Origin of the sequence: Burkholderia alba (assembly GCF_034721475.1) — a bacterium.
GTDB classification, from domain to species: domain Bacteria; phylum Pseudomonadota; class Gammaproteobacteria; order Burkholderiales; family Burkholderiaceae; genus Burkholderia; species Burkholderia alba.
This window is the reverse complement of sequence record NZ_JAWJWL010000011.1, coordinates 225,098-237,736: the sequence shown is the minus strand read 5'-3', so window position 1 is coordinate 237,736 and position 12,639 is coordinate 225,098. Positions and strand designations below refer to the sequence as shown.

Annotated in this window: 8 protein-coding genes; 7 read left to right on the top strand and 1 reads right to left on the bottom strand. The window is 66.5% G+C overall.

Annotation, left to right across the window (positions count from 1 at the left end; genetic code table 11):
- Positions 1-1,359, bottom strand: a 1,359-nt coding sequence (locus RZR99_RS15190; protein ID WP_323120609.1) for an ESPR-type extended signal peptide-containing protein, incomplete at its 3' end; no start/stop codon positions are given.
- A gap of 1,338 nt (positions 1,360-2,697) precedes the next feature.
- Here RZR99_RS15190 and RZR99_RS15185 point away from each other — a divergent pair.
- The 7 genes from RZR99_RS15185 (at position 2,698) to RZR99_RS15155 (ending at position 12,633) form a co-directional block, all read left to right on the top strand.
- Positions 2,698-3,993, top strand: coding sequence for an MFS transporter (locus tag RZR99_RS15185; RefSeq protein ID WP_323120599.1), 1,296 nt, complete (start codon positions 2,698-2,700; stop codon positions 3,991-3,993).
- A gap of 158 nt (positions 3,994-4,151) precedes the next feature.
- Positions 4,152-5,543 (top strand): MFS transporter, encoded by a 1,392-nt coding sequence (locus RZR99_RS15180; protein ID WP_323120598.1) that lies wholly within the window; start codon positions 4,152-4,154, stop codon positions 5,541-5,543.
- Between the two features lie 379 nt (positions 5,544-5,922).
- The gene (locus RZR99_RS15175; RefSeq protein ID WP_323120597.1) at positions 5,923-7,383 is read left to right on the top strand and encodes a carbohydrate porin; all 1,461 of its coding nucleotides are present in this window, start codon (positions 5,923-5,925) and stop codon (positions 7,381-7,383) included.
- Between the two features lie 77 nt (positions 7,384-7,460).
- Positions 7,461-8,603 (top strand): SMP-30/gluconolactonase/LRE family protein, encoded by a 1,143-nt coding sequence (locus tag RZR99_RS15170; protein ID WP_323120596.1) that lies wholly within the window; start codon positions 7,461-7,463, stop codon positions 8,601-8,603.
- A gap of 8 nt (positions 8,604-8,611) precedes the next feature.
- Complete coding sequence (gene efeB / locus RZR99_RS15165; protein ID WP_323120595.1) at positions 8,612-9,907, top strand: iron uptake transporter deferrochelatase/peroxidase subunit; 1,296 nt, start codon at positions 8,612-8,614, stop codon at positions 9,905-9,907.
- A gap of 58 nt (positions 9,908-9,965) precedes the next feature.
- On the top strand, positions 9,966-11,006 hold the full coding sequence (locus RZR99_RS15160) for an iron ABC transporter substrate-binding protein (RefSeq protein ID WP_323120594.1): 1,041 nt from the start codon (positions 9,966-9,968) through the stop codon (positions 11,004-11,006).
- A 10-nt stretch (positions 11,007-11,016) separates the two neighbouring features.
- A complete protein-coding gene (locus RZR99_RS15155; RefSeq protein ID WP_323120593.1) occupies positions 11,017-12,633 on the top strand; it encodes an ABC transporter permease in 1,617 nt (538 codons plus the stop codon).
- Positions 12,634-12,639 lie beyond the last annotated feature (6 nt).

Genomic DNA, 12,639 nt, shown 5'->3' with positions numbered 1-12,639 from the left:
GATTCCGCTTGTCGCCGTGCTCAACCCGGTTGAGGTCGACGTCGACAAAGAAGTAATCGAGCTCGTGGCCGTCGACAACCCCGTCGACGTGGACGACGACAACGACGTCACCGTACTGTTGGTTGTGCTCAACCCCGTCGACAGCGAGGTAATTCCGCTCGTCGCCGTGCTCAGACCCGTCGATGTCGACGTGGACAACGACGTGATCGAACTCGTCGCCGTCGACAATCCGGTCGAGGTGGACGACGACAACGACGTCACCGTGCTATTGGTCGTGCTCAGCCCCGTCGACAGCGAGGTGATCCCGCTTGTCGCCGTGCTCAACCCCGTCGAGGTCGACGTCGACAAAGAAGTAATCGAGCTGTTCGCGCTTGAAAGTCCCGTCGAAGTCGACGTGGACAACGACGTGGTCGAGCTCGTCGCCGTCGACAGCCCCGTCGACGTAGACGACGACAACGATGTCACCGTGCTATTGGTCGTGCTCAGCCCGGTCGACAGCGACGTGATTCCACTCGTCGCCGTGCTCAAGCCCGTCGAGGTTGACGCCGACAATGAAGTAATCGAGCTCGTGGCCGTCGACAACCCGGTCGACGTGGACGTCGAAAGAGAAGTTATCGAACTGGTCGCACTCGAAAGCCCCGTCGAAGTCGACGTGGACAGCGACGTAATCGAACTCGTCGCCGAGGACAGCCCTGTCGACAACGACGTCACGCCGCTTTGCGCCGTACTGATCCCCGTCGACGCCGACGTCGACAACGAGAAAAGCTGGCTCCCGTTGATGGCCTGGGTGCTCGTCGAACTAACCGCGCCCGGCGCGACCCCGGTGAGCAACACGCCGCCGGTGACGGACGTCATCGTGAGGACATTACCAGTCGTCCCGCCCGCCCGAAAATACAGCGTTCCGTTGGTACCGTTGGCCTCGATCTGGGTTCCGTCCGTGGTCATCAGGACGTAATCGGTGCTGCCCTGCGTCCCGTTGATCGGCGGATCCCCGATAAACGTCGAGCAGGCACCATTGCCGACCAACCCGCCCCCCGTCATATAGCCTTGCGTACCGCCGACGGTCGACAGGCACACGCCCGTGACGCCCGGCCCGGTCGCCCAGGCTGCATCGCCCCCCGTCAACCCGCCGATCCCGGCAATCGACATCGCCAGCGACAGCACAGGTATCCGCAGCACCATCCGGCCGAGCGAACCAGGCAGGACGCCGTCATCGGCCTCGAGCGCTTGCTCATTCTCCCTGTTACGCGCCCGAGCGACGCCCCCCGAGGACTTCTTCCCCTTCGCCGACGTCACCTCGGATACGGCAACCCATGCCCCAAGCGCTTCGCACCAGATCGTCCGAAAGACTCTGTTCATCACCCACCCCTGTAGAGGTTCGATACCTCAAGGTGCTCGTCCAACTGCCTCGTTGCCGGGATTCCCGTCTCCATTGGCCAGGAATCGCCGGCCCCCCATGTTGTCGGTACGCACGAAACGCGCATGCTTCGTGTACCGCTGACTCGACCGTCCATTCAGGACAGACAAAACAACCATCGTCCGGGCCGGCGTCAAAAGAAACCGGACCACCCGGAGCAAATCGGCATGTGCAGCAAAAGGCAGGAAAGTCCAGGGTTCGTCGCATCGCCAGCACCGGAGCGGACCAGGCCGCCCAGATATCGGCAGATGAATGGCGATATGCCAGCGGCGATTGATGCGTCGACGGAATCTCACCGTCAAATTTCATCAAGGAACCGTTCGGCAGCGGACTTTTTTCTAAATATGATGCTGTTGTACCGCGAGATACGGAAAATATTTCGGCCCAATTGTTAAACTTTGTTCTTTCCGGCAATTTTTATCATTAATTAACAAAATTCCAATTCACTCGCGGCTGTCGATCCCTCGCGTTTCCCCGATACGCTTATATTTTCCCGCGCGGCGGGCTTTAAATCTGAACAAAGAAAACAGCGCCGCCGCTCCCAGTCTCTTTCGTGAGGCGGACGGCTCCGGCTTCCCCCCAACATCCTTGCGTCGGCACGCAGATAGTCGCCGGACCGCCGCGACCAGCCGCATGCACACCGCATCCGAACCGGCGGAGCAGTAGGTATTTCCCTCATATGCGGGGCTTCGATGTTTCGCGATTTCCGACCAACCTGTTTCCGAACGCCGGAATATTCCGAGGCATTTTTTTATTTAAAAATCGAACAACAAAAGATTACAAACATCAAACATCGAATCGCTTCGTGATTTAACATTATTTGACAATAATTGACGATTGAGAAGCTGTCAGACCAATCAGGTAGCGCCATCCGATATCGAAAAGCACATCACGCCAGGAAACAAAGATGCACATTCTCTATTGTTAATAGATACAGCATCGGAGCACGACATTCATCCCGCGTTCGTTTCTTTGACGACCCGGCTACCACGAATCCTGTCTTGAAAGTATCCGATGCTTCGTCATCCCAACCGAACGAAAACGTTTGCAGACCCGCCCGCCTACGCCATCCCCCCTCGACACCCCCGCCGGCGCACCCCGCCCCTCCTGTAGAATCGCCCGGCTTGTGTCACGTTCGTCCCCGTGCCGCCCTATCCGGCTGCCGCGGTGCGTGTGCCGTGCTCTACCCAGCGCCCAGCACCGGCTTTCCGACGACGATGCCCGCCGCCGGCCCAATCGCGCGCGGACTCCAAAAACATTCCAATCCTGATCGTCCTGACATGCACGCTTCCGAATTGAACAGCGCCCCGCCCGCCGCCGCAGAGCGCGCGCTCACGCGCGGCGACTACAAGACCCTGGGCCTCGCGGCGCTGGGCGGCGCGCTGGAGTTCTACGACTTCATCATCTTCGTGTTCTTCGCGCCCGTCATCGGCCAGCTGTTCTTCCCGCACGACATTCCCGACTGGCTGCGCCAGTTGCAGACCTTCGGCATCTTCGCGGCCGGCTATCTCGCCCGCCCGCTCGGCGGCATCATCATGGCCCACTTCGGCGACCTGTTCGGCCGCAAGCGGATGTTCACGCTGAGCGTACTGATGATGTCGGTGCCGACGCTGCTGATGGGGCTGCTGCCGACCTACGACAGCATCGGCATCCTCGCGCCGATCCTGCTGCTGCTGTTCCGCCTGCTGCAAGGCGCGGCCGTCGGCGGCGAAGTGCCGGGCGCCTGGGTGTTCGTCTCCGAACACGTGCCCGCGCGCCACGTCGGCTATGCCTGCGGCACGCTCACCGCGGGTCTCACGGCCGGCATCCTGCTCGGCTCGCTGGTCGCGGCGGGCGTGAACAGCCGCTACGCGCCGGCGGAAGTCGCATCGTTCGCATGGCGCATCCCGTTCCTGCTCGGCGGCGTGTTCGGCCTCTTCTCGGTATATCTGCGCCGCTGGCTGCACGAAACGCCCGTGTTCGCCGAAATGAAGGCGCGCAAAACGCTGGCCGCCGAAATCCCGTTGAAGGCAGTCCTGCGCGATCACGGCCGCGCGGTGCTGGTGTCGATGCTGCTGACGTGGATGCTGTCCGCCGCCATCGTCGTGGTGATCCTGATGACCCCCACGCTGCTGCAAAAGCAATTCCACATCACACCCGCCACCGCGCTGTTCGCGAACAGCGTGGCCACGCTGTGCCTGACGGCAGGCTGCGTGACGGCCGGTTCGCTGGCCGGGCGGTTCGGCGCGAAGCCGGTGCTGTTCGTCGGCGGCCTCGTGCTGGCCGCGTGCTACTACGCGCTCTTCACGCAGCTCGCGCTCGACGTGTCGCAGCTGGTGCCGCTGTACGCGCTCACCGGCTTCATGGTCGGCACGATCGGCGCGGTGCCGTTCGTCATGGTGAAGAGCTTTCCCGCCGTCGTGCGCTTCTCCGGCATCTCGTTCTCGTACAACGTCGCGTATGCGGTCTTCGGCGGCCTCACGCCGATCGTCGTGTCGCTGATGATGAAATCGAATCCGCTCGCCCCTGCCGTCTATGTCGGCGCGGTCTGCGTGCTCGGCGCGATCGGCGTGCTGTTCGCCAGGGACGCGCGCTGAGCCGCCCCCTTGCCGGCGTCTCGCACCGCAAGGGCCCCACGGGGCCCTTTTTTACGAATGCGGGCGGCGCGCTCTGCTGACACCACACGGGCAGCTGCATTCGACGTTTCAAGGCTGTCTGCAACATCGCCGCCTCGCACGGCGCTACGATGCCCGGCATGGATACGACCTGTTCCCCGCCCCGCTCGTCCGTCGCCCGCGTCGTCACCACGGTCAGCATCGCGTTCGTCGTCACGCAGCTCGACGTCACGATCGTCAATGTCGCGCTCGTGCGGATCGGTGCCGATCTGCACGCAAACGTCGCGCGCCTGCAATGGATCGTCGACGCCTACACGCTGGCGTTCGCCGGGCTGATGCTGTCGGCCGGCGCGCTCGGCGACCGCTTCGGCGCGCGCCGGCTGTTCATCGCCGGACTCGCGGTGTTCGCGCTCGCCTCGCTCGCGTGCGGCCTCGCGGCCGATCCGGCGCTGCTGATCGCGGCCCGCGCCGTGCAAGGTCTCGGCGCGGCGGCCATGCTGCCGAATTCGCTCGCGCTGCTCAATCATGCCTGCGCGCACGATCCGCGCCTGCGGGCACGCGCGGTCGGCTGGTGGACCGCCTCGGGCGCGATCGCGATCGCCGCCGGTCCGGTGATCGGCGGCGCACTGATCGGCGCGTTCGGCTGGCGCAGCATCTTCCTCGTCAATCTGCCGATCTGCGCGGCGGGCCTCGCGGCCGCATGGCTGTGGATCGACGCGCCGCGCGCGAACCCGGCCCCCGCGCGCGGTCTCGACCTGCCCGGCCAATGCCTGGCGGCGATCGCGCTGACGCTCTTCACGGGCGCCGTGATCGACTGGCATCCGCTGCTGCTCGGCATCGCGCTCGCCGCGGCGCTCGCGTTCGTGCTGGTCGAACGGTCGAGCAGCGCGCCGATGGTGCCGCCGAGCCTGTTTCGGCAGCGCACGTTCAGCGCCGCCGTGCTGTTCGGCGTCTGCATGAATCTGTCGTATTACGGGATCATCTTCGTGCTGAGTCTCTATCTGCAACGCGTGCGGCACGATACGCCGCTGCAGGCCGGACTCGCGTTCCTGCCGCTGACGGGCGGGTTCCTCGTATCGAACGTCGCCAGCGGCTGGGCAACGGCCCGCTACGGCGCGCGCCGGCCGATGATCGTCGGCGCGCTGCTGGGCGCGTGCGGCTTCGCGCTGCTGCGCTTGACGCAGGCCGACACGTCGACGGCCGCGCTCCTCGCGCCGTTCCTGCTGATCCCGGCCGGCATGGGACTCGCCGTACCCGCGATGACGACCACCGTGCTCGCGTCGGTCGAGCGCGCGCGTGCCGGCACCGCGTCCGCCGTGCTCAACACCGCACGGCAGGCAGGCGGCGCGATCGGCGTCGCGGCGTTCGGCGTGCTCGCCGGCGGCACGCAACCCGCCCGGGTAGTGGCCGGCCTGCATCTGTCGGCGCTCGCATCGGCCGGATTGCTGCTCGTCGCGGCCGCGCTGGCCTGTGCCGTGCGCGCGCACCCATCCGCCCCGGATGCCGGTCCGGCGCCCGCGATTCCCGATTGACCGCTCCGGCGCTCATTCGGATTTTCGATTAACTGGATTATCGAATGCGGAAATGCCGTTAAACGCGCCATACGCTATTCGTTGCCCCTCGATTCAGGCATTTCCCGTCCTTTTTCTCCATTGCTCCAAAAAAAGATCCCATCGAAATCATTACTCATAAAATTTCATTTGCCTTTCTCGTTTTCCGCTCAAACCCATGATTCGTAAGACATTGGATTACGTTTAGTAATCTATACGAGAATCATTCTCATTTGTATTGACTTCGCAGTTTCGCCTGCATACGATGCGCCCCGCATCGCGCCGATTTGCGCGATTAGCCGGGGTCTTGCCGCGTGGGTGGAGTAATAGCGGTTTCGCTATTCAGGGAAAAAGGATTCAAATGAGATTCGCGCCGTCACTCGGACATAAAGTCCGTCAACGTCCGCGCACAGCCGTCCGTCAGATGGCGTTTGCTTGCGTTTGTTTACTCAGTCTCACGGCTCGCGCGGAGACATCGCCCGACGCGCTGCCCGAAGCGCCCGAAGCCGATCTGGCGATCCGGGCGCAGCAAACCACCCAATGGACCGGCGTGTGGGCCCGCCAGAATCTGCTGGGCGACATCGGCGGCATCCGCCCGTGGCTCGGCAAGTACGGCATCACGTTCGGCCTGACCGAAACCAGCGAATACCTGGCGAACCTGCGCGGCGGCCTGAAACGCGGCGGCACCTACGACGGCCTCACGACCGCCACCCTCGGCATCGATACGCAGAAGGCCTTCGGCTTGCCGGGCGGCACCTTCAACGTGAGCGCGCTGCAGATCCACGGCCGCAACCTGAGCCAGTACAACCTCGGCACGCTCAATACGGCGAGCGGCATCGAGGCGCAGGATACGACCCGGCTGTGGGAAATGTGGTACCAGCAGTCATTCCTCGACAAGCGCGTCGACGTCAAGATCGGCCAGCAGAGCCTGGACCAGGAATTCATCGTCAGCCAGTACGCGGCCACCTTCGTCAACACGATGTTCGGCTGGCCCGCGCTGCCCTCCTACGACATGCCCAGCGGCGGCCCGGCCTATCCGCTGTCCGGGCTCGGCGTGCGCGTGCGCGGCCAGATCACGCCGACCGTCACGGCGCTCGCGGGCGTGTTCGACGGCGATCCGCTCGGCAACAATCCGAACAACCTCAGCGGCACGAACTTCAACCTGCACAACGGCACGCTGTACATCGGCGAGTTGCAGTACGCGCTGAACCAGCCGGCCGACGGCCAGATGGATACCGGCCCGTCGAACGCGCTGCCCGGCACCTACAAGATCGGCCTCTGGTATCACAACGGCCGCTTCAACGACCAGCAGATCGACACGAGCGGCCTGTCGCTCGCGAGTTCCGCGTCCACCGGCGTCGCGCAGTCTCACCACGGCGACTACAGCCTCTACGCGGTCGCCGACCAGATGGTGTGGCGCCCCGATCCGACCGGCGCGAAGAGCCTCGGCGTGTTCGCCCGCGTGATGGGCGCGCCGGGCGACCGCAACCTGGTGAGCTTCGCCGCGAACGCCGGCCTGGTGCTGAAAGGGCCGTTCGAAGGCCGCGACAACGACAGCGTCGGCCTGGCCGTCACCTACATCAAGATCGGCAGCCACGCGACCGCGCTCGACGAGGATTACGCGGCGAGCGGCCCGTACGGCGTGCGCACGAGCGAAACGACGGTCGAAGCGACCTACCAGTACCAGGTCAATCCGTGGTGGCAGCTGCAGGCCGATGCGCAATACACGTTCAACGCGGGCGCGGGCCAGAACCCGAACAATCAGGCGCAGCCGCTGCGCAACACGTTCGTGATCGGCATGCGGACCAACATTACGTTCTGATGCCGCGCCGCCTTCGCGGCCCTGATTTTTTCGCACACCGGCCCCGCAGGCCGATGCGCCAGCAAGGAGATACATCGATGGTTCCGCTCTCATCCTCGCCGCTGCGCCGCCGCGCGACGCACGCACTCGCGGCCGGGCTCGCGCTGATCGCGGCCGTGGCCGCGCACGCCGAGCCTCAAGGCTTTCTCGAAACGCTGCACCGCCACACCACGCTCGTGAACACGGTGCCCGAAAACGGCGACCAGAATCCGTACGCGATCGCCGTCGCGCCGGTGTCGTCCGGCACGATTCAACAGGGCGACGTGCTGGTCGACAACTTCAACAACTCGACCAACCTGCAGGGCACCGGCAGCACGATCGTCGACTATCGCCCGTCCACCAAGCAGATGAGCGTGTTCGCGACGATCCCGCGCGACCTGAAGGACTGCCCGGGCGGCATCGGCCTGTCGACCGCGATGACGATGCTGAAGTCGGGCTGGGTGATCGTCGGCAGCACGCCGAGCAACGACGGCACGACGGGCACGAAAGGCGCCGGCTGCCTGATCGTGATCGACAACCAGGGCAAGGTCGCGTCGACCATCGTGAGCCCGAACATCAACGATCCGTGGGGCAACATGGCGGTGGTCGATCGCGGCGGCAGCGCGACGCTGTTCGTCAGCAACGCCGGCTTCGGCGTGGGCGGCGCGGACGGCAACCCGCCGGTGTTCAAGCAATCCACCGTGCTGCGCCTCGATCTCGACATTCCGGACGGCAAGCCGCCCGTCCTCAAGCAGGAAACGGTCGTTGCCAGCGGGCTCGGCGCGCAGGCCGACAAGGGCGTGTTCCTGGTCGGCCCGACAGGCCTCGCGCTGTCCGGCGACCAGAAGAAGCTGTACGTGTCGGATGCGATCGGCAACCGGATCGTCGAGATCGACGATCCGCTCACGCGCGACACGAGCGCGGGCGTCGGCCGCCAGATCACCGCCGACGGCTTCCTGCGCCGTCCGCTCGCGCTGACCACCGCGCCGAACGGCCACCTGCTCGTCACCAACGCGCAGAACGGCCAGGTCGTGGAAGTCGACCCGGTGTCGGGCAAACAGCTCTATGCACGCTGGATCGATACGGACAAGGCGCAATCGCCCCCCGGCAACGGCGACCTGTTCGGCATCGTGATGAACCCCGAAGGCGACGGCTTCTACTACGTGGAAGACGACGTCAATACCCTGATGCTCGCGAAGTAAGCTCCGCCATGGCTGACGATCTCACTCCTCCGTCGCGCCCGACCCGGCGCGGCTTCCTGAAAGCGGGCGGCGCGGCCGTCGCGGCGGGCCTCGCGGCCTCCGCGGCACCCGTCGCCCAGGCGGCGCAAGCGGCCCCGGCTCCCGCCGAAGCCGCGCCGGCCGCGCCCGAACCGTTCTACGGCGCGCACCAGGGCGGCATCGTGACGCCGCAGCAGCGCAACGCGTACTTCGCCGCGTTCGACCTGACGGCCGACAAGCGCGCCGACCTGATCGCGCTGCTGAAAACCTGGACCGATGCCGCCGCGCGCATGACCCGCGGCGAGCCCGCGCAACCGCTCGCCGCAGCGGGCGGCGACAAGCCGCCCGTCGATTCGGGCGAAGCGCTCGGTCTCGACGCCGCCGGTCTCACGATCACGTTCGGCTTCGGCCCGGGCATGTTCACGTCGGAAGGCCGGGATCGCTACGGCCTCGCGAGCCGCCGGCCGGCCGCGCTCGTCGATCTGCCGCGCTTCAACGGCGACCAGCTGCTGCCTGAGAAGAGCGGCGGCGACCTGTTCGTCCAGGCTTGCGCAAACGACGCGCAGGTGGCATTCCACGCGGTGCGCCAGCTCGCGCGCCTCGGCGCGAACGCGACGCGGATGCGCTGGGGCCAGGCCGGCTTCATCTCCGGCAAGCCCGGCGAGACGCCGCGCAACCTGATGGGCTTCAAGGACGGCACCAACAATCCGCCGAAAACCGATCCGGTGGCGATGCAGCAGTTCGTGTGGGCGGGCGACGAAGGCCCGGCCTGGATGAACGGCGGCACCTACACGGTCGTGCGCCGGATCCGCATTACGCTCGAGCATTGGGACAACACGGAACTGGGTTTCCAGGAGCAGGTCGTCGGCCGTCACAAGTACAGCGGCGCGCCGCTCGGCAAGCAGAAGGAATTCGACCCGCTCGATCTCGACGCCGCCGACAAGGACGGCAACTCGGTGATTCCGGACAACGCGCACGCGCGCCTCGCCGCGGCCGAAACCAACAATGGCGCGCAGATCCTGCGCCGCGCGTACTCGTACAACGACAGCACGAACTTCTACATCGAGCGCTGGCCGCCGTGGCGCCAACAGACCGAGTACGACGCGGGGCTGATGTTCGTCGCGCACCAGCGCGACCCGCGCAAGGGCTTCATTCCGATCAATCAGAAGCTCGCGAAAATGGACATCATGAACCAGTTCACGACCCACGTCGGCAGCGCGATCTTCGCGTGCCCGCCGGGCGCGAAACCGGGTTCGTATATCGGCGCCGAGCTGTTCGAAGCCTGAGCGACGCCGGTTCCCGTCATCCCGATACACCTCGATCACGAAGGAAGTGCTCACCGTCATGACTACGTCTTTCCTCCGCGGCGGCCTGCGCCGCCACGCCCTGAGCGCCGCCGCCGCCGCCGCGCTCGCGCTCGTCGGCGCGCTGTCGGCCCCGCTCGCGGACGCCGCCACGCTCACGCTCTACAGCGCGCAGCACGAGCAGGTGGTCAACCAACTCGTCAAGGATTTCGAAGCGCAAAGCGGGATCAGCGTGAAGGTGCGCACGGGTGAAGGCCCGGCGCTCGCCGCGCAGCTCGTCGCCGAAGGCGACCGCACGCCGGCCGACGTCTACTTCACCGAGAATTCGCCGGAGCTCGTGCTGCTCGACGAAAAGGGCCTGCTGTCGAAGGTGGACGCCGCGACGCTGCAGACCGTGCCCGCCCGCTTCAGCGCGCCGGACGGCAACTGGGTCGGCGTGCTCGCCCGCGAAAACGCGATCGTCTACAACACCGCCAAGATCCAGCCGCAGCAGCTGCCCGCGTCGCTGCTCGATTTCGCGAAACCGGCCTGGAAAGGCAAGGTCGGCATCGCGCCGAGCGACGCCGATTTCTTGCCGCTCGTGAGCGCGATGCTCGCGCTGAAGGGCGAAGCCGCGACGCTGGAGTGGCTGAAGGGCCTGAAGGCCAACGCGCAGATCTTCGACGACGACGAGGGCGTGACGGCCGCCGTCAATCGCGGCGGCGTGGTGACCGGCATCATCAACAACTATTATTGGGCCCGCCTGCACGCCGAACTCGGCGACAAGTCGACGCGCAGCGCGCTGTTCCATTTCGGCAACGGCGACATCGGCGGCCTGATCAACATTTCGGGCGCCGCGGTGATGAAGGCGTCGAAGCACACGGCGGAAGCGCAGAAATTCCTCGCCTACCTGGTGAGCGAGCGCGCGCAGAACCTGATGGCGAAAGGGCACATCAGCTTCGAATATCCGCTGCACGCGGGCGTCGCGCCGGATCCGATCCTGAAGCCGTTCGATCAGTTGAGCCCGCCGTCGCTGACGCTCGAGCAACTGGGCGACGACAGCCAGGCCGGCAAGCTGCTGCGTCAGGCCGGGCTGCTTTGAGCCCATTCGCATGAGCGATACCGCTGCCGACACGGCGGCCGCCGCGCCGCCACCGCCGCCCGCCCAGGCGCGGCGGCGCGCGCCGCGCGGGCTCGTCGCGGCAGCCCTGCTCGGGCCGCTCGCCGTGCTGCTGCCGATCGCCTTCACGGTGTATCGGGCGACGAGCCTCGGCGCGGCCGATGCATCCGATCTGCTGTTCCGGCCGCTCATCGGAGAGCTGCTGGCCAATACGCTGCTGATCACGCTCGCCACCACGCTGGCCTGCGCGGTGCTCGGCACCGCCGCCGCGTGGTTCATCGAGCGCACCCGGCTGCCCGGCAAGCACCTCTGGGCGGCGCTCGCCGCCGCGCCGCTCGCCGTGCCGCCGTTCATCACCAGCTATGCGTGGGTATCGCTGAGCCTCGACCTGCAGGATTTTCTCGGGGCGCTGATCGTGCTCGCGTCGTCGTACTTTCCGCTCGTCTACCTGCCCGTCGCCGCCGCGCTGCGCGGGCTCGACCCCGCGCTCGAGGAAAGCGCCCGCACGCTCGGCTGCAATCCGCTGCGGGTCTTCACGCGCGTGGTGCTGCCGCAATTGCGCCCGGCGCTGCTGGGCGGGATGCTGCTGGTCGCGCTCGGCGTGCTGTCCGAGTTCGGCGCGTTCACGCTGCTGCGCTTTCGCACCTTCACGACCGAGATCTACGCCGAGTACCGGATCGAATTCGACGGCGGCGGCGCGTCGCTGCTCGGCTGCCTGCTGATCGCGCTGTGCCTCGTCTGTCTCGTGCTCGAATTCCGCGTGCGCGGCCGCTCGCGCTACGACCTCACGCATCGCGGCACGCGCCGCGCCGCGATGCGCTACGAACTGGGCGCGTGGCGCTGGGCCGTGGTCGCGGGCTTCGTCGCGCTGGCCGCCGCGACGCTCGGCGTACCGCTCGCGATGATCGGCTACTGGCTCACCCAGCAAGGCGCCGCCGCCGTGACGCCGGCCGACGTATCGCCGCAGCTGCTGTGGGACGCGACGGTCGCGTCCGCCGGCTTCGGCCTCGCGGCCGCCGCGCTCACCACCGTGCTCGCGCTGCCGCTCGCGTTCCTGCTGGTGCGCTACCCGAGCCGGATCGCGACGCTCTGCGAACGCGTCGTGTTCACCGCGCAGGGCATGCCCGGCCTCGTGATCGCGCTGGCGATCGTGTCGCTGACGGTGCGGCTGCTGCAGCCGCTCTATCAGAGCACGCCGATGCTGATCGTCGCGTACGCGATCCTGTTCCTGCCGCTCGCGCTGGTGAGCGTGCGGGCGGCGATCGCCCAGGCGCAGACGCGCCTCGAGGAAACCGCGCGCTCGCTCGGCCTGTCGTGGGCCGACACAGCGCGGCGCGTGCTGGTGCCGCTCGCCGGCCCCGGACTCGGCGCGGCGGCGACGATGGTGTTCATCTCCGTCGTCACCGAACTGAACGCGACGCTGCTGCTGTCGCCGATCGGCACCCACACGCTCGCGACCCAGGTCTGGAGCGACACCTCGACGCTCGCGTTCGCCGCCGCCGCCCCGTACGCGGCGCTGCTCGTCGCGCTGTCGCTGGCCGGCTCCGGGCTGCTGTTCGTGCTGCTCGGCCGCTCGTCGGTGCGCGCGAAAGCACAGCGCCTCGACTGACGCCCT